This is a genomic window from Dorea sp., from assembly GCF_977044405.1.
On record NZ_CDRRQK010000001.1, the window covers coordinates 76,940 to 96,180 of the forward strand.

At 40.4% G+C, this 19,241-nt stretch carries 18 protein-coding genes and 2 pseudogenes; 2 read left to right on the forward strand and 18 right to left on the reverse strand.

The window, feature by feature from the left end:
- Positions 1-93 precede the first annotated feature (93 nt).
- From ACWJAF_RS00415 to ACWJAF_RS00430, 4 genes are all read right to left on the reverse strand, one after another.
- Entirely contained in the window at positions 94-720 is a 627-nt protein-coding gene (locus ACWJAF_RS00415) for a glucose PTS transporter subunit IIA (RefSeq protein ID WP_448861439.1), read from the reverse strand.
- Between the two features lie 233 nt (positions 721-953).
- Positions 954-2,015 carry a LacI family DNA-binding transcriptional regulator gene (locus tag ACWJAF_RS00420; RefSeq protein WP_448861441.1) on the reverse strand — a complete coding sequence of 354 codons (1,062 nt, stop codon included), beginning with the start codon at positions 2,013-2,015 and terminating at the stop codon, positions 954-956.
- A 144-nt stretch (positions 2,016-2,159) separates the two neighbouring features.
- Positions 2,160-3,866, reverse strand: a complete 1,707-nt coding sequence (locus ACWJAF_RS00425; RefSeq protein ID WP_448861443.1) for an ABC transporter ATP-binding protein — start codon at positions 3,864-3,866, stop codon at positions 2,160-2,162.
- On the reverse strand, positions 3,866-5,761 hold the full coding sequence (locus ACWJAF_RS00430) for an ABC transporter ATP-binding protein (protein ID WP_448861444.1): 1,896 nt from the start codon (positions 5,759-5,761) through the stop codon (positions 3,866-3,868). Before ACWJAF_RS00430 ends, ACWJAF_RS00425 begins: the two co-directional genes overlap by 1 nt.
- Before the next feature lie 222 nt (positions 5,762-5,983).
- On the opposite strand from ACWJAF_RS00430, the gene ACWJAF_RS00435 reads away from it, so the two are divergent.
- Positions 5,984-6,895, forward strand: a complete 912-nt coding sequence (locus tag ACWJAF_RS00435; protein ID WP_448861446.1) for a LysR family transcriptional regulator — start codon at positions 5,984-5,986, stop codon at positions 6,893-6,895.
- Positions 6,896-6,899: 4 nt separating this feature from the next.
- Here the strand turns inward: ACWJAF_RS00435 and ACWJAF_RS00440 are convergent, their stop codons facing one another.
- From ACWJAF_RS00440 to ACWJAF_RS00455, 4 genes are all read right to left on the reverse strand, one after another.
- Entirely contained in the window at positions 6,900-7,175 is a 276-nt protein-coding gene (locus ACWJAF_RS00440; protein WP_448861448.1) for a hypothetical protein, read from the reverse strand.
- 85 nt (positions 7,176-7,260) lie between these two features.
- Positions 7,261-7,470, reverse strand: a complete 210-nt coding sequence (locus ACWJAF_RS00445) for a hypothetical protein (protein ID WP_448861449.1) — start codon at positions 7,468-7,470, stop codon at positions 7,261-7,263.
- A 304-nt stretch (positions 7,471-7,774) separates the two neighbouring features.
- The gene (locus tag ACWJAF_RS00450) at positions 7,775-9,085 is read right to left on the reverse strand and encodes a HAMP domain-containing sensor histidine kinase (RefSeq protein WP_448861451.1); all 1,311 of its coding nucleotides are present in this window, start codon (positions 9,083-9,085) and stop codon (positions 7,775-7,777) included.
- Positions 9,078-9,773 (reverse strand): response regulator transcription factor, encoded by a 696-nt coding sequence (locus tag ACWJAF_RS00455; protein WP_448861453.1) that lies wholly within the window; start codon positions 9,771-9,773, stop codon positions 9,078-9,080. Before ACWJAF_RS00455 ends, ACWJAF_RS00450 begins: the two co-directional genes overlap by 8 nt.
- A gap of 154 nt (positions 9,774-9,927) precedes the next feature.
- On the opposite strand from ACWJAF_RS00455, the gene ACWJAF_RS00460 reads away from it, so the two are divergent.
- Complete coding sequence (locus tag ACWJAF_RS00460; protein ID WP_448861456.1) at positions 9,928-10,281, forward strand: SH3 domain-containing protein; 354 nt, start codon at positions 9,928-9,930, stop codon at positions 10,279-10,281.
- Between the two features lie 112 nt (positions 10,282-10,393).
- Here ACWJAF_RS00460 and ACWJAF_RS00465 read toward each other — a convergent pair.
- The 10 genes and pseudogenes from ACWJAF_RS00465 to ACWJAF_RS00510 form a co-directional block, all read right to left on the reverse strand.
- A pseudogene (locus tag ACWJAF_RS00465) lies at positions 10,394-10,681 on the reverse strand (solute carrier family 23 protein); the annotation flags it as partial.
- Positions 10,674-11,178, reverse strand: a pseudogene (locus ACWJAF_RS00470) (hypothetical protein); the annotation flags it as partial. The pseudogenes ACWJAF_RS00465 and ACWJAF_RS00470, both read right to left, overlap by 8 nt.
- A 212-nt stretch (positions 11,179-11,390) precedes the next feature.
- On the reverse strand, positions 11,391-11,633 hold the full coding sequence (locus tag ACWJAF_RS00475; protein WP_296033060.1) for an RDAC family protein: 243 nt from the start codon (positions 11,631-11,633) through the stop codon (positions 11,391-11,393).
- A 5-nt stretch (positions 11,634-11,638) separates the two neighbouring features.
- Positions 11,639-12,724: a MerR family transcriptional regulator gene (locus ACWJAF_RS00480; RefSeq protein WP_448861457.1), complete on the reverse strand. Its 1,086-nt coding sequence runs from the start codon at positions 12,722-12,724 to the stop codon at positions 11,639-11,641.
- Positions 12,714-13,091, reverse strand: a complete 378-nt coding sequence (locus ACWJAF_RS00485) for a hypothetical protein (protein ID WP_448861459.1) — start codon at positions 13,089-13,091, stop codon at positions 12,714-12,716. The genes ACWJAF_RS00480 and ACWJAF_RS00485 overlap by 11 nt, the downstream gene beginning before the upstream one ends.
- Positions 13,092-13,219: 128 nt before the next feature.
- Positions 13,220-13,408, reverse strand: a complete 189-nt coding sequence (locus tag ACWJAF_RS00490) for a hypothetical protein (protein WP_296094797.1) — start codon at positions 13,406-13,408, stop codon at positions 13,220-13,222.
- A gap of 122 nt (positions 13,409-13,530) precedes the next feature.
- Complete coding sequence (locus ACWJAF_RS00495; RefSeq protein ID WP_448861461.1) at positions 13,531-15,057, reverse strand: Y-family DNA polymerase; 1,527 nt, start codon at positions 15,055-15,057, stop codon at positions 13,531-13,533.
- Positions 15,058-15,700: 643 nt separating this feature from the next.
- Positions 15,701-16,705: an ATPase P gene (locus ACWJAF_RS00500; RefSeq protein ID WP_448861463.1), complete on the reverse strand. Its 1,005-nt coding sequence runs from the start codon at positions 16,703-16,705 to the stop codon at positions 15,701-15,703.
- A gap of 112 nt (positions 16,706-16,817) precedes the next feature.
- Entirely contained in the window at positions 16,818-18,257 is a 1,440-nt protein-coding gene (locus ACWJAF_RS00505; RefSeq protein WP_448861465.1) for a carbon starvation CstA family protein, read from the reverse strand.
- A 132-nt stretch (positions 18,258-18,389) separates the two neighbouring features.
- Positions 18,390-19,241 carry a 4Fe-4S binding protein gene (locus tag ACWJAF_RS00510; RefSeq protein WP_448861467.1) on the reverse strand — a complete coding sequence of 284 codons (852 nt, stop codon included), beginning with the start codon at positions 19,239-19,241 and terminating at the stop codon, positions 18,390-18,392.

Sequence of the window (19,241 nt, forward strand, 5' to 3'; positions counted from 1 at the left end):
TTGCTATGCATTTCCCGCAATCCCAAAATCCTTACATCTTCTTATAGTTATGGGGCTGGAAGTTTATATTACTTTCGGCCCCATATCGTACTATTATTTTGCAAGTGTCATTACTTTGCTTGTTGTCTTAACTTCAGCAGGTTCTGCCTTTGTTACATTTCCAAAGTCATCTGTGTTCGTCAGGATCATCATGGTTGTTGTCTGATATCCTGCCTTCTTAATCTCATCAAGATCTGCTTCTACCAGGACATCTCCTGCATGTACTTTATCTCCATCAGATACTTTCTTGGTAAATCCTTTTCCGTCCATCTTCACGGTGTCGATACCGATATGGATCAGAAGTTCCCCGCCTGCTTTTGTTGTAATACATACGGCATGACCGGTTTCAAATATGTTAGAGACCTCTCCGTCACATGGTGCTACGATCTTACCATCTGCAGGCTCTACTGCTACGGTTGCTCCAAGCATCTCGAATGCAAATGTCTCGTCTTTTACTTCTCCTAATGGAATCTGTGTTCCATTTACCGGGCTTGTTAATGCCTCTTCTGCTACTTCTTCTGTATCATCTGCTGTTGTTTCTGTCTTGTCTTCTACTTCTTTTTCTTCTGCTTTTGCTGTGTCGTCTGCTACTAGTCTCGTTGCACAGTGTGCTGCAGATGCAATGTTCTTACTTCCACCGACATGATTCAAAATTTCCTGTGCGATCTTTCTGTAATCCATAATAACTCTCCTTCCCTTTTCATGCGTTTTATATGTAATCGTTTTCATATTTCTTGATTTAATGATAAGAAAAAAAATGCCATTTGTAAATATGGCATTTTTACTGATTTTTAATATTCATTTTTGTGCGATTTGCACGATTTTCGATGTTTTTGACCGATTTTGGAGTTATTCATCCATGAATGATACATTTTAATATCTTCGTCTTGTGTTGATACCTGACTTTTTTGCTTTTAATCGATAACCATATCTTCTATATTTTCCTCTGGTTCGGCAATTTCCGCTAATCTATATCCCAATTTTACCTCTACCGGTATATTTTCCCCACGTTCTATTACATCCAACAGAAGTTCTGCACCTCTGATTCCGCTGGTCTTATAGCCAAAATGCACCGTCGGAATTCCGCCTGTTACGGCTTTTAAAAGCTGATTATCTCCAAATCCGGTTACCTGGATCGATGTATTTTCCAATATATAACGGAATCTGGAGCCTGTATCTTCTACATTTTTCGGGATCTGGCTTCCCACATAAGCATGAATAGCTTCTATCGCACCTGCAGCAATCGTATCTGTGGCGCACGATATGATATCGATGTCATGTTTTTCATTTAATAATTCCAGTACTTTTTCATACCCGGACTCTGTTGTAAACTCTGATACTTTATAATTTTCTTCCTTCAATTCTTTTCCCATCGACTTAAGTCCGGCGCGGAACCCGTCTTCTCTTGCTGCTCCTGCTGCCTTATCTTCTCTGGATACTCCGATATAAGCAATCTCTTTTTTGCTTTTGGCTGCTACTGCACGTCCCATGGCTTCTCCTGCACCATAATCATCATGGTAGATACAGTTTGCAAATTTTGTGTGCTGCCCGATCACCACTACCGGTACCTTGGATTCTTTCAGGAATCTTCTGTGCTCTGCAGTGATCATTGTACCTACAAGGATAATTCCGTCTACCGGATAGTTCTCAAACAGACGCATATACTCGATTTCTTTTGCCGGTGTATTGTCCGTTCCTGCAAGCAGCATCTGATAATTTCTCTCTGAAAGGACCTGCTCCACACCTGCTGTAATATGGCTGATAGATTCTGAATTGATCTTCGGGACAACGACTCCCACCAGGCATGCTTTTTTCGTACGCAGCATTCTGGCCTGGGCTGACGGCTGATATCCGGTCTCTTCGATAACCTTCCTGATCTGTTCTTTCTTCTCATCACTGACATAACCGCCATTCAGATATCTTGATACTGCGGCACTGGATACGCCTGCCAGCTTTGCAATTTCTTTGATTGTCATATAAACTTACTCCCTTTTTTACTTCTAACTACCTGTTATTATAGCAGATAAATAAACGAAGGGGACGGAGGTTTTTTAAAAAGGGACAGGACATTTAAAAAAAGGGACGGAGGTTTTTTAAAAATACCCCGTCCCCTTTTCATATTAATTTTCAAACTGGCTGTGATATAACTTATGATAGAAGCCACCTTTTTTCAGCAATTCTTCATGATTACCCTGTTCGATGATCTTGCCGTCTTTCATAACAAGAATCAACGAGGCATTACGTATCGTAGACAGTCTGTGGGCTACGATAAAGCTTGTCCTTCCCTTCATCAGCTTATCAAATGCTTCCTGTACCTGAAGTTCCGTACGTGTATCAATGCTTGATGTCGCCTCATCTAAGATCAGCATTGGCGGCAGACAGAGCATTACCCTTGTGATACACAGAAGCTGTTTCTGCCCCTGACTGATACTGTCTTCGTGAAGCACTGTATCTAGTCCTTTTGGAAGTCTGCGGATGAACTCCCAGCTTCTTGCTTCTTTTGCCGCACGGATGATCTCTTCATCCGTTGCATCCGGTTTTCCAAAGCAAATGTTATCTCTCACCGTCCCACTCTTGATCCACGTATCCTGCAATACCATGCCAAAACTGCTTCTAAGCGCATGTCTGGATACGTCACGGATGTCCTTCCCATCTACCATGATCTTACCACCGTCTACATCGTAGAACCGCATCAACAGATTGATAAATGTTGTCTTGCCACATCCGGTCGGACCAACGATTGCAATCCGCATACCTGGTTTTACATCCAAATCAAAGTCTTCAATCAGCTTCTTTTCTTTGTCATAACTAAATGCTACATTTTCGATTGCTACATTTCCACTTACATCAACCAGTGTGCCTTCTGCATCCGGTGTCTCTTCTTTCTGCTCTAACAGATCAAAGATACGGTCCGCACATGCAAGTGCATTCTGCATCTCTGTGATCACGGAACTGATGTCGTTGAACGGCTTCATATACTGGTTCGCATAAGATAACAGTACAGACAGACCACCAACGGTCAGTGTTCCTCCCGGAATTAAAAATGCTCCAAGAAGTGCTACTCCTGCGTAAATGATATTATTGACGAATCGTGTGGACGGGTTTGTTAAACTGCTGTAGAATACCGCTTTCTGGCTGTATGTCTGCAGTTCTTTGTTGATCTCATCGAATCTTCTGGAAGACTCTTTCTCATAGCCAAATGCTTTGACTACTTTCTGTCCGCCGATCATTTCCTCAATCAATGCTGTCTGACGACCTCTTGTCTCACTCTGCTTTCTGAACATCGTATAAGATCTGGATGAAATGAATTTTGCAACCACAAAACTAAATGGAGTCAGAACGATTACAAGTAATGTTACCCACACATTTTTGGAAAACATGAAGATCAACGTTACCACGATCGTCACAATTCCGGAAAATAACTGTGTAAATCCAAGTAACAGACCATCGGATAAAATATCTGTATCTGCAATGATACGGCTTACGATATCTCCGGTGCTGTGCTGGTCCAGATAAGATAATGGAAGTACCTGGATATGTCTGATTGCCTGCGAACGGATATCCTGCACGATTCTGTAGGTCATGCGATTATTTAACAGGTTCATAAGCCATGTAGCAAGTGCTGATATCACAATGAATATCACAATCTGCTTCAGATAATACCACATACCATCAAAGTTAACCTCATGTGCCGCAACTACTTCATCGATTGCATCTCCGAATAAAACCGGCACATATAACTGAAGTATTACAGAAATTGCGGCAAAGATGACACTGAATCCAAGAAAAATCTTATATCTTCCAATCAGTTTTAATAATTTTTTCATTACTCTGCCGCTCCTTCCTCTATCTTCTCTGTCAGTTTATCCGCTTTATCCAAAGCTTTTCCGGCTTCCTCTGAAGACTTGTCTGTAACCGGGCGTTCTTCCGGGAACTGTGAATAATAGATTTCCTGGTATGTCTCACAGGATTCCATCAGTTCTTCGTGTGTTCCCTGACCTGCCAGTGATCCATTATCCATAACCAGGATCTTGTCTGCCTGACGGATACCCGAGATTCTCTGGGATACGAGGAATGTAGTCACATCTCCCTCCAGACCTGCAATTGCTTTACGAAGTGCTGCATCTGTTGCAAAATCCAGTGCGCTTAAGCTGTCATCCAGGATCAGGATTTCCGGATGTCCAACCAGTGCGCGGGCAATCGTCAGACGTTGTTTTTGTCCTCCGGAAAGGTTCCGTCCATTCTGTTCCACCTTAAAATCAAGCTTTCCGTCTTTTGATTCTACTACATCTTTCGCCTGTGCGATTGTGATTGCATCCCACAGTTCCTCATCTGTTGCGTGGTCATTTCCCCACTTCAGGTTTTCGCGGATTGTTCCTTTGAAAAGGACTGCCCGCTGCTGGACTACACCGATTTTCCGGCACAGCTCCCCCTGCGGATAATCTTTGGCAGGAATACCATTCACCGTCACCGTTCCTTCCTGTGGATCATAGAATCTTGGGATCAGGCTTACCAGTGTACTCTTACCACTACCGGTTCCTCCGATGATTCCGATCGTCTGGCCTTTCTTAGCCTGGAACGTAATATCAGATAAACTTGATGCTCCGGCGCCTTCGTAGGTAAATGTAACGTGGTTGAATTCGACTGCCAGATTGTTATCTGTTTTATCATTCCCGCCGTCCGTCACACCTTTTGTTTGGTCATCCTTCATCTGAGCATTTTCTGCATTCTCTGCAATTTTGGCATCTTTATTTCCAGCCACTGCTTTATATTCCATACTAGACTTCACATCCAGAATACCAGCCACACGGTCTGCACACGCCATAGATTTATTCAGTGTAATAATCAGCGATGCTAATTTGATCAGCTCTACGATAATCTGCGCCATGTAGTTATATAACGCTACTACCTGTCCCTGCTGAAGATTGCCAATATTCACCTGCACACCGGCACGTGCGATCAGCAATACGGTTGCCCCATTGATCAGTACATACGTAACCGGATTCAGTAACGCTGAGATTCTTCCTACGAATTCATTCAGTCTGGTCAGTTCTCTGTTGCCCTCTTCGAATTCATCTACTGACTGTTCTTCCCTGCAGAATGCACGGATGACACGGACACCGGTCAGGTTCTCTCTTGTAAGTCCCGTCACACGATCAAGTCCGGCCTGCACTTTCTTGAACAGCGGGATACTGATTAGCATAATAGAAAATACCACCACAAACAGGATCGGTACCGTCACTACGAAGATCAGTGCACAGCGCACATTGATCGTAAATGCCATCACCATGGCTCCGATTACGACAAACGGACTTCTAAGTAATAACCTAAGTCCCATGTTGATACCATTTTGCACCTGGTTTACATCATCTGTAAGTCTGGTAATCAGTGTATCCGTTCCAAGCACATCCAGCTCTGAAAATGAGAGACTCTGGATATGGTCGAACATTGCCTGTCTCACACTCGTCGCAAATCCAACACTCGCCTTCGCGGCAAAAAACTGTGCGGTAAAACTACATAAAAGTCCAACCGCTGCCATGAGCAGTAATACAAAGAACATCTGCACGATATATCCATGATCGTTCTTCGCAACGCCCACATCAATAATCTGAGCTACCACAACCGGAACCATCAGGTCGAACACAACTTCTAACAGCTTAAAAAGCGGTGCCAGAATACTTTCCTTGCGGTAAGGTCTCAGAAACTTTTCAAGACGCTTCATTATTTTCACTCCATTCCTTTTTCTATCCGATAACTAATAAATGATATCTGTTTATATCTGAATACCACACTATGAATCTTTATAATATTCAAGTTTCTTTATTCGTTATCTACTTATTATAATGTCCCTTGACTGTTCTATTATAGTCCGTTATCATTGATATGAATAATATTGTTTTTATAGCTTTGCAATACAAAAAATATATAAGGCAGGTAATCTACTATGGAACTCAGGCAGTTAGAATATTTCCGCGAAATCGCATCCACCGGCAGCATCAACGAAGCTGCAAGACACTTGAACATGTCCCAGCCGCCGCTCAGCTACCAGATCCGTCAGCTGGAAAATGAATTAAATGTAAAACTTTTCGACCGCACCAGCAAGGGCGTTACTCTGACTGAAGCCGGCAAGCTTCTCTACGACCGCTCCGGTAATCTGCTGGAATACGCCAGATCTACCGAACTGGAAGTCTCCAAAACCGGGAAAAAACGTATCTTACGTATCGGCCTGACCCCGACAACGGTAGATACCATCATGCCTTATATTTCCCAGTTTTCGAAAAAAAATCCCGACGTGAACTTTGAAGTTCACGACGGGATCACTTACTCATTGTATCAGTATCTTCTGGACGGGATCATCGATATCTCCGTTGCCAGAACACCACTGCGTCTTGACGAGGTGTCATATATGGAATTGTGCTCCGAACCGATGATCGCGGTATCGGCGCCGGAAAATGTTGTTTCAAAGACTGCTGCCGTTACAGCAGATACTTCCTCTCCAACCGTTCGTTCTGAAGATACATCTCATAACGCTTCCTTAAAACTCGCTGATCTTCTACACAAACCACTGATCTTATACCGGAGATACGAAGAGCTGATCATGAATACTTTTCATTCTCAGAATATGAATCCGGACATCTTCTGTGTCTGCGACGATCCGAGAGGCGCTATGCTCTGGGCGAAAGAAAATCTTGCGACTGCCATCTTCCCTCAGTCTATGGCAAGCCTTTGTGACGGACTTTGTATACAAGAACTGGATGAACCGGATCTTGTAACCAAGATACTTCTGATCTGGGCGAAAGGTAAGAAGCCTGTGCCATTGGTGCAGGAATTTTTGGATGTATGTGGTGAGCGTTAGCGCATTAGAGCTTACGGCTCACCCACCATATTCCAACTGCGATATACACCGCCATCACCCCCAATATGACAGATGCAGCAATCGATTGATTCCTGTTTTCCAAAACAAATGTCAACAGCAGAAATGCAATTTCGCCACACCAATATGACCACATGTATTTTCGTTTTCCACAATCTGTAATCCAGGTTTTGGAATCCAGTATCCAGAGTAAATTAATGAATATTCCAAAGACTAAGGATACGATCAGTGACGTAAGGGCTTCTGCTGACATATTTGTCATTCCATTTTTTGCAAATGCAATGCATAACACCAGTAAATCATATAATAATAGCAATATAGCATTTCTTTTTAGTGATTTTATATTTTTATGAATGTTCACTTTTTCTCCTCTTCACTATCCTAAAAATAATCCTGGATATTACAAAGACTGCCACTAGTCCTATGTACACTCTAACTATCAGGAGTAAATCCTGTTGTATCTCAGGATACTTATTTCCTAACCACATTACAATGAAAAGTAAAATTATCCCCCAGGAAACCAATACAATTCCTACGATATTACCTGATTTTTTCATATATCTACCTCCTACAAACGAGCAAATTCGTAATTTTGCTCTATTCCATGTATAATAAAAGCACAAAAACGGTCATTCGCAGTATTCACAAAAAGAAAATCAACCACAAACTTTGCCAAAAATAATTTCTACCATGAAACTATAATTGTCCATTTTCTCAATTCAGTAAAATGGTATGATTCCTTTTTCCAAATACACCAAAACAACTCGATTTACTTACCCTTACTATACCCAATAAATCTTATCCTGCTTCTTAACAAATCTGAATAATTCTTAATTTCTAACAGGCGATTTTCGCAGTATCTTATTCTATATATATCGGAAAACTTAAAACAATTGCATATCTGTTTTCATTATTTATAATTTCAGATTCTCCTTTCATCTGCTCCATCATATTTTTTATATTCTGTATTCCTATCCCTGTTCCTTTTACATACTCTTTTTTAGTATTTTTCTGATTTTCAAAAACTATCTGAATCATATTTTCATTATTTTTCACTTCTAAGATAATTGGATACTCTTTATCCGCATATTTTTTTATATTTGAAACCAGATTATCCATAATACGCCCTATATATTTAGGATAAACCTGTACCTTTGCTTCCCCCCACTCCATATTTCCAACAGTTACCCGATATCCATCTGTTTCAAGAAACGCACAAAACTCTGATAAATATTCCCCTATCGCATATTCCACATTTGCCGGTGGATCTAATTCTATTTTTTCCTGCTTTTGAATCAAAAAGAAATCAAACAACTGATCTGTCAGTTCCCTGATCTGATTTGCTTTTTGATAGCTCTTTTGTATATATTCCTGATTCTCATCATTTGTTGATTTCTTTATTGCAATTTCTAAAAAAGTGATTAGACTTGTCAGCGGCGTCCGAAGGTCATGTGCCATCGCAAGCACCAATTTATTTTGGTTTTTGTTCATCTTCTTTTCATTTTCTTCTTTTTTTATCAAAGTCTTACGCATCTGATCCAGTCCGTAGGCCAGATTTCCCAGTTCGTCTTTTCCTCTCACCTCTATATCGGCATCCCAATATCCGCCCTCTATCTGCTGGATAGATTCACTTAACTTTTGTATATATTTCACTTCTTTTCTTATTCCAAAAATAAATACAACAAAACATATTCCAAAGCTGATTGCAGTAATCGTAAATATAAAAAAGAGTTTTATCTTCACTTCATAATCCGCATAAATATATACATCCGCATCACCATCTTCGAATTTTACATTTTGCAAAAAATACCAGGTATAATTCAACATGTCATTTTCTACTGGCTTTAATAAATTGGCTTCTACATAAAAATTATCAAATAATATTTTTCTTTCTCTTGAAACTGAAAAATATGAAATCTTCTGCTTATTTGACCATTTTTTCAATTTTTCAGAGTCTGTAGCTGCCACATGATTTTCAGTAACATATTTTTGCAGACGCTTCACATAAGGTGTTTCCGCCTTATATATATAATCGGATTCATAATAGTAGTTCATTAATACATGGCTTCCACCAAAATATAATAATATAAAAACAATACTTCCTATTAAAATTCCTTTCAAAAGTAATAGTAGCATTTTAACTGTAAGATTGGCATTCTTTACCTTAACCAAATGTATACCCCTTTCCCCATACAGTTCTTATTATTTTGGGATTTTGTGGATCTTCTTCTATTTTTGACCTTAATTTTCTGATATGTACCATAATCGTATTGGCCGATGCCCTATAAAATGGTTCCTGCCATACACTTTCATATAAATTTTGTATAGAAAATATTTTTCCTGGATATTGCATCAGCAATAATAAGATTCTATATTCTATATCTGTCAAACACAGTTCTTTTTCTCCCATATACACATCATTATACAAACTGCTGATAACTATCCCATGCCTTTCAATCCATTCCTCTTTTTGGGAATCTCTATGAAATTCGGTATCATATACCTGATGTCTTCGTAACAACGCATGAATTCTTGCAAGTAATTCTGCCGCTGAAAATGGTTTTACCAAATAATCATCCGCTCCCGCTGTTAATCCCGTAATCTTATCTTCCTCACTTAATTTTGCTGTTAAAAAAAGAATTGGAACAACTGATCTTTTTCTTATTTCTTCACAAGTTTGAATACCTGATATTCCAGGCATCATAATGTCCAATATTACAAGGTTTATTTCTGCTGAAAATTTATTAAGTCCGTCTGAACCGTTTTTTGCTTCTGTTATCAAAAAATTTTCAGATTCCAACAATATTCTGAGACTCTCCCGGATATCCGGATCATCTTCGATAATTAAAATATGATTCATATATTCCACTCCTTCTACACATTCTACTGTTCAAATCATAACATACAAATCATAATACCCAGAAAAAATTAAGAATTTTTCAGATTTTTAATCCCATATTTAAGAATTGATCTGTAAAGTATAAATTATCAAATACTAAGGAGGATCGTTGTAAATGAAATTTCTTAAACAAACACTATTTTTTATTATTGCTGGAATAACAATAAGTATAACTTTTTGTTCTACCGCTTATGCTGCTACTGCTTATTCAAAATTCTCTTTACCTCCCTCACAATCTTCAGAAGATAATTTAGCGGATTCCAGTGACCGTAGTCTTCACACAACCAAATATGTCGTCACATCTGCCCAAGCCACCTTACGCACCGGACCAGGAAATAACTATTCTTCTGCCGGCACCGTCAAAAAAGGAAACATTATCTTAGTAGTGTCAATTTCTAACAATTGGGCTAAATTTAAACTTAGGAACAATTGGGTTTATATCTCGGCTTCTTCTATCAAAAAGCTTTAACCGATATAAATCATAACTGAAACATATAAATGCATAACGAAAAAAAGATTATCCAGATATTTTTCTCCAGATAATCTTTTTTCTTTATTATTCTATTGTTGTATCTTCTCTTCTACTCCACCTTCGTCTTCTTCGGCAAAAACAGACTCAAAAGTAACGATACCACGAACACTCCTGCCACCGCATTTCCATTAAATACATCTCCTACCGCACTTGGGAATGCTGCAAAGAAGTTCCCGGATGTCTGTGTCAGACCAACTCCGATACTGAATGACAGTGATACGATGATCATCGTTCTGTCATCGAATTTGCACTCTTTCAGCATCTTGATTCCTTCATACATGATCGATCCAAACATCATAACCGTACATCCGCCAAGCACTGCCTGTGGAAGTGAATTTTAATTCCAGATCTGGATCTTCTGTTGGCTTCTCATAAGCCGAAGATAACCGGAATTCACTGTAATCTTCTACTTCTTGAGTCCCATTATAAAATACAATGAATCTTGGTGTTGGTATCTTTTGTATTGCGGTTGAATATAGAGATTTCTTAACAACTAATTTTTGATATTCTTCCGCAACATAGAATAAATTTCTGAGTGGTATATTAGGGATTGTACGTTGACTGATGCTCATACAGATATAAATTCATATCCATAATAAACGCCAAATCATTCTTCATTCCCATATAGATTGCATTTTCTAATGTAACTATCTGCAGTTCATCCGGATTCTTGTAATCTTTTCCATTTACTGCATTATACAATGACAGTAAATTTTCTTTATCATGATACAACATTCTAAAAATCGTATCTTTATACACTCGTTTTGCCTTTAGTTGACGATCATTTACCTGATACTTTTTGTTATGTCTCTTCTGACTCTTTCTTCTCGCCATATTCAGTTTCCTCCTATATGCAGGAGGATATCTTACTTACACTTTCAGTCATCTCCTGCCCTTTACAATTGATTGGTATAAAAAGCATAGATTTCCGAAATGTAATTAGAATATAGATGGTATATATGGGTTCTATACCTCAGATTTCTCTTGAAATATGCTTTGGTATAGATTAATATATAAATAAACATTTTACAATACCTTTTATAATACTACCCAACAAAAAAATTCAACTTCGTCTCATCAAACTCAATTTTCTGCCCCTTACTTTCAAAATATTCCTCCACAACCTGATACATCTCCTCATACCGTCCTTCACAAGCACAGTTTCCTAACGGTTCGATCCAGCAGGACTGTTTTCCACAGGCATCTCTCAAGTGAACCTTAAAATTCAGCCCTTTCTCCTCCAGCAATCCATTCACTTCAATAACCTCATTAAATGTAATATAATTCATATCTGCTATCTCCTCCAGTTCTTTCCACTATAGTATCCGGCTGCATTGAATACCGTTGCGAATACATTAATCATCTTGTTCGATGTATACACTGCATGATACCGGTTATATTTTCCCCAGTCTGTATTCGCCAGTGTCCATGTTCCGGATACTGCAGACAGGTAAATAACCGCACACAGGAATCCGACGATAAGTTCACCGGTTTCCATCAAATGACCATACTTCTGATTCAGCATCAGCGTCATCACTCCTGCCATGATCAGGCTTGTAAGCATACTGATCCAGAGTTTGTTCAGGATATAGCGGTTCAGCTTTGAACCCATCCACAATATGATTGCAAGAATAAATGCCCCACCATACAGGTAGATCACATACTGCTTCAATACCGCCGTATCACGACACACCATATATCCTCTTCCCATCAATGTTCCGATTGTAAAAAGTCCGACAGGCTGTACAACTGCCCCCAGAAGTAACAATGTCAAATGCACTTTCATATTCGCCGAACATGTTCCTATGATCAGCAGACCTACCACAGCTGCAAGTGAAATCAGCCCGACATAAAGATGTGTTTCGATATAATCTTTCGGGAGCAGCCATATAGATATCGCACTTAAGATCGTTCCTGCAATGAAAAAGCATGCAATCTCATTGTTCATCTCATCCCTGCTTAATTTCTTCTGTACAATATCCTCTTTCAAAAGAATTGCCAGACGTACCTGCCACTCTTCTTTTTCTTCCTCAATCTCAAGCTGATCGATCGATGTAATATCAAGCTTACTTTTCAATGCTTTCTGGCAGGTCAGTTTCGTTTCCTTTAATGTACGTTCTTCTTTTTCGATTTCGTCCAGTCTGTGAGACAACGCTTCCTGCAAGGTCAGTCTGTCTTCATAGATTTCTTTGATCTCCTGTATCGGAATACCGATCAGACGCAACTTTTTAATTTCCTGAAGCTGTTCTACATCTGCTTCTGAATACTCCCGGTAATTATTTTCCTGATTACGTGCCGGATGGATCAGTCCTTCTTCTTCGTAGAATCTTATATTCGCCTTGGAAATGCCAACCTGTTTTTCTACCTCCTTAATCTTCATAAATTGACACCTTCTTTCCATTTTTCCAGTCTGCTTCTGTAATGATTTCTTTGCGGTGTTTTATCGTCTTGTACTTTACTTTTCCAAACAAACCTTTCCGCTCTTTACAATAAATGATATGAACTGCCATATGAAATTTCTGGTTCTCGTCTTCCAACTCATGACTGTATTCCAGATGAGTCGCACTGTAACGGAGCAGAAGCACTTCACCGGCTCCCACCGATACATTCCCGCCATCCACAGACATAACCCGAAATGTAATGGTTCCCGGTATTTCAATTTCTTTTAATTCAATCCGTTCTTTTATTATTGTCTGGAGCTCAGAAACAATTTTATTTCTTTCTTCAAGCTTTCCCGTATCTTCCATACTCTCACCTTCCCCTGTTCCGGATATCTGTATCCTTCTCTCTTTTTGTTAAGGTGATTATATTCCTTCAAGCCGCTTGAAGGTCAAGAAATTCACCATATCTTTTCCATTGCTTCTATTTTTTGTCTTTATTCGTATTCCCGCTCGACTTTTTCCTCTGCTATCCGCTCTGTCTCTTCGATTGCTTCCTTATATCCGGTCAGAGCCGCAAATGGTGCAAACTGAGCTGCCCGGTCTGCTGTCGGCATCAGCGGATGTGTCTCCGATACATGATGCGGAAAGCCCAGGATATCACCATATTTCCGCTGTACTTCCATTACTGATCTCTGCAATTTTCCAGAAAATTGTATCCTGTTTTCCTTAGAAATATTTTTTACCGATTCTCTTTCTTGCAGAATCCGTTTTGTTGGAATATTTTCTTTCGAAATATTTTCCTTTCTCACGCTTTATGTCCTCCGATCTGCCGGTTCCGTTCCATCGCAGTTCCATCCTCCTGCAGATTCATTCCTTTTAAGATTGCATTCTTCCCATATTTTTTCTTGATATCCAGCATCGCCTTCTGCATCTTCTTTTCCCGTTCCAGCTTCTCATTCTTCTCTTCCTTTTCCTTCTTTGCAGTTCCAAAATCTGTAAAGAGATTCATCTGTTCATACCGCTGTTCTTCCTGGACCTCTTTCTCGCTGATCACATGATTCGCTGCCATCGTAATCCGGCGGATCAGAAGATCCGGATTCACAATTTCATGATACAGCTTTACAACTGCCTGTGTCATCAGTCTCGATGAAGAAGTATGCTGCTTCAGATTAGCGGTTCCGTGTGCATGTTTCGGCAGCTTCCTGCCATACCAGTCTGTCGTAATCTCTCCTACATTTTTCTTCATTCCTTCTTCCAGATTCTTGATGTCATATCCGATCGTCAGAACGATCTGATCTGTCACAAGACACTTATCCACCAGATCCAGCGCCAGCTGGTCAATCATTTCCTTTACCACGATCTTTGTCTGTTCGAAATCATATGGACAGTGCAGTACCTGTCCCGCACCCATACTGTTATTCTCAGGCTTATACGCCTTCACATCTGCGATCGTGCAAGGCTCCCATCCCCATGCATGATCAATCAGAAGTTCTGCATTGATGCCAAACAACCGGTACAGCAGATCTTCATTATAATAATCTCCTGTTTTCCCAAGCGAGCATCTTGCCACATCTCCCATGGTGAATAATCCGACTTCCGCAAGCTTCTTCGCATACCCCGGTCCCACACGCCAGAAATCCGTGATCGGCTGATGTGCCCACAAGAGCTTCCTATAAGAAATTTCTGTAAGTTCTGCGATCCTCACCCCATTCTGATCCGGCTCGATATGCTTCGCCACAATATCCATGGCAACTTTACACAGGTACAGATTCGTTCCGATTCCGGCAGTTGCCGCAATCGACGTCTCCTGCTGGATTTCCCGAATGATCTTCCCAGCCAGCTCCCTCGCCGTCATACGGTAAGTATTCAGATAATCAGTCACATCCATGAATACCTCGTCGATGGAATAGACATGGATATCCTCCGATGCAACGTATTTCAGATAAATGTTATATATCTCCGTACTGTATTTCATATATAATGCCATCCTCGGAACTGCTGTGATATAATCCAGTTCCAATTCCGGATGTAGTTTTATTTCTTCATTATCTACGGAAGTTCCTGCAAACTGTTTTCCGGGTGCCATGCAGATTCTTCTTTTATTCACTTCTTTTACCTTCTGCACGACCTCGAAGAGTCTGGCACGGCCCGGTATCCCGTACGATTTCAAAGAAGGAGACACTGCCAGACAGATGGTCTTTTCCGTGCGGCTTTTGTCCGCTACTACCAGATTGGTTGTCATCGGATCCAGCTCTCTTTCTTTACATTCTACCGATGCGTAAAATGATTTCAGGTCAATTGCGATATAGCTTCGCTGTTCTTTATCCGTCATGCCTGTTCTCCTCCTTCCTTTTCTCATCTCGAATATATGTTCTTATTATACCAACATTCTGATTTTTCCACAATACACAAGCAGTTACAAATTATTTTTCCAAAACTATTGACTTTCAAGTTACTTGACAGTTTATATTATAGACAAGAAAAGAAAAAAATATTTGATAATGATGCCGGCTATTAGCAAATCTCTTTAAAGAAAGGGGCAATTAAAATGAAGAAAGATAAAAAAGTCTTATTTGATATTATTTTTAATTTCGTATGTATGACATATCTAATCTACAGTTGGATGTCAATTACAAATGTTGGAGTCATAACTGCACTGACACATAATAATGGTGATGCTATGCTGCTGATCTTCGGTGCTGCAATCGTTCTAATCGTCTTTTTCATAATCGATATTATTTCTTTAATATCAGGGAACAAGCAAAAAGGATATTTGTTGCCGGGGTATGTCGGAGTGTCTATTGGTGTGAAATGTATCGCAATACTATTCCTGGTTTTGGCATATATATTTAAACTTAGAATCTAGGCACCTGCCACTGGCAGCTTCTTTTGAATGCATGACGTATAAAATATGGCTGGCATATATTCTTTCATGATATATGCCAGCCATATTTCAAAATCCGTTTACCATTATTTTATTTATAATCCATCACCAGAAACATCGGTTTGATCGCTACCACTTCGTCATACTCTTCTTTCTCGACGACCACGCTGGAATTCAACGCTTTCAGATCTTTTTTCAAGACCTGTAATGCTTCCGGGATATTTCTCGCACGCCCCTCTTTCATAATTTCCTGCATTCTCTTTAACACAACCGGATGTGCATAGTGAGCCGGTACCGGGAAATCCGGATATTCTCTGATATAATCTTCCATCTGACGGATGGATTCCGTCAGATGCTTCTCAATATAATTCTTATTATTCTTCGAAGTCGGAAGTACATTCGCTCCGGCAAACAAGAAGATTGCGGCCAGACCGAACAAAAGGAAATACATTCCAAATCCCGCATGCGTCGTCAGTGCATAGATACCATAGATAAATGCTGCGCCGCCCATCAGTACGATTGCAAGAGCTACCCATTTATACGCCGGATTACTTCTGTCGTAAATACGCTTTTTCTTGGCCGACTGACTCAAGTCCATATAGAAATCCGATTGTTTTTTCAGATACTGTTCTGCCTGTTCCAACTTCACAAGACATCTTTTCGTTTCCTCCGATACCTTTCTTTCTCTTTGCTTTTCTGCCAGCCATCTTTCCTTCTCTGCCAGCTTCCGCTCAGCTTCAAGACTGTGTACCGGAATCTCCGGATATTCTTCCTCTATATAGGCAAGAAACCTGTCTACATCTTCTTCATGTTTGAAGTTACATTGCTTTTCTTTTCCGTCCTCGTATACGACCACAAGATAGGATAATGTACCGAATACACCTTTTCCTGTAAATCCACCCTTACTCATGGCGATTCTTTTGAAAATCCTTTTTACAGAACTGATCGGTATGTAATATCTTCTGTCAATATAGAAACTGCTAAGATACACCGCCTTTTTCCCAATTCCACAAGGTCCGATCTTCTTACATTCTTTTTTATCTTTTATCAATTCTTCATCCGGAATCGATACATTACCCAGTCTTTGTGGTTTCATCTCTTCATCATCTCATTTCTGTCAGTTTCTTTCTGTCTTTTATGTATCTACAGAACCTGCCACTGGCAGCTTCTTTCGAACGCATGGCGATTCAAATTACTCTGTCTTGTAACTATGCTTTCATTGGCTTCTTTGTCGCATGGATAAAGATTCCAAGGAATACTGCTGCCAGAATAATTCCTACTGGATAAGCAACCTTCGTGGAAAGTCCCAGGCACTCTTCTGCACAGAAGAAATATGTCATAGAAACTGCACTCATGAATGTTGCCGGTACCGCTGTGATCCAGTAATTCTTCTTCTCGCGGAACAGATACATACTTGCTGTCCACAGAACGATCATAGCCAGTGTCTGGTTTGTCCAGCTGAAGTATCTCCATACGATTGCATAATCCAGATGTCCGACAAATGCTCCGACTGCCAGAAGCGGAATACATAACATCAGACGTTTCTGCATCTTATTCTGATCAACTTTGAACCAGTCTGCCAGTACCAGACGTGCACTACGGAATGCTGTATCACCGGAAGTAATCGGGCATACAATAACTCCGATCATTGCAAGTGCAACACCGACGCTGCCCATCGTCTTGATACATACATCATAGATTGCTGCTGACTGACCATTTGCAAGAATATCATTCAGCCCCGTATTCAGTCCGCCTGTAACTTTATAGATAGAACAGCCTGCTGCTGCCCAGATCAGTGCGATCACACCTTCTGCAACCATCGCACCATAGAATACGAAATGTCCCTGTTTCTCAGATTTCATACAACGTGCCATCAGTGGTGACTGTGTAGAATGGAATCCGGAAATGGCTCCACATGCTACAGTAATGAACATAAAGCTCCAGATTGGTTTTCCTGCCGGATGCATGTTGGTAAAATGCGTCCAGATCTCAGGAATCGTATAATTCGGATTCATAAAGATACCAAAGATAACACCGACTGCCATAACTATCAGACAGATACCAAACAATGGATAGATACGTCCGATGATCTTATCGATGGAAATAAATGTTGCAATAAAATAATATGCAAGGATGATCCAAAGCCATACTTCAGGATTCGCCAGTGCTCCTGTCACACCTTTATTTCCAAGCAATGTAACGATCAGTCCCGCCGGTCCTACTGCAAATACCGTACCAACCATGACCAGAAGTACAACACTGAATACACGCATCACATTCTTCATTACATTTCCGAGATAAATTCCGCACACTTCAGAAATGGATGCTCCGTCATTTCTTTCAGAAAGCATACCTGAAAAATAGTCATGCACACCACCTGCAAAGATCGTACCAAATGTAATCCACAGGAATACAACCGGTCCCCATAACGCACCCTGCATAGCTCCGAAAATTGGTCCCAGACCTGCAATATTCAACAGCTGTACCAGGAACAACTTCCACTGTGGCATTACCACATAATCGACACCGTCATTGATCCGGACCGCCGGTGTCTCTCTGTCATCCGGTGCAAAAGTGTTCTCAACCACTTTACCATAGACAAAATACCCTCCTATAAGCAGCGCCAAGCAAATGATAAAACTAATCATACCAACACCTCCAATGTCCTTTGTTTCTTAACATTTCCTTAACCTACCTTCATTATAGGATTGTGCACATTTTTTTCAAGTTTTTTTCGAATTTTCCGTCTATTTTATACAATTTTAACCTGTCAGCACTTCTTATTTTCCGGATTCATTCTGTCTTATCCCCAATTTCAACACATCTTCCGGACACGCACTCACACATTTACCACAGCGGATACATTCCGCGGAATCCGGTGTCTTTACCGGATCCACATCCATCGGGCAGACATGTGTACATTTACCACAATGTATACATTTGTCCCCGTCCACATTCATGCGAAAGATGCTGACTTTATTCAGGATACCGTATATTGCTCCAAGTGGGCACATTACTTTACAGAAGAATCTGCAAATACTTAAGCATCCTGCAAGTGTAATCACCAGTATCACCATTTTCACGGAAAATAGTGTCCCAATCACCCGGCGGAGTTCCGGATGTGTGGAAAGGAGTGGAATTCCTCCTTCCAGTGTCCCGACCGGACAGATATATTCACAAAACGCAGGCGCACCGCTTCCGACAACATTTGTCTTTACAACTGGAAGTATCAGGACAAATACAACGAGCAGGATATATTTAATCCAGGTAAATCCCTTCCATAATTTTTTCTTTGGAAACGGAATTTTATATAACAGTTCCTGTATCAGTCCGAACGGACATAAGAAACCGCAGACCGCGCGTCCCAGAACGACTCCGAATGCCAGGATCATTCCCCAGACATAAAAGCTCATCTTAAAATCAATCGAACCGTTCACCGCCTGCATCGCCCCGATCGGGCATGCCGTGGTCGCTGCCGGACAGGAATAACAGTTCATTCCCGGATTGCAGAAACTTTTCCATTTTCCTTTATATAATCTTCCATCCAGAAAATTACCGAGGTACAGATTGGAGTATCCGAATGCTGCAACCTGTATGATTTTTCGTTTTATTTCAAATGTTAATTTTCCCAT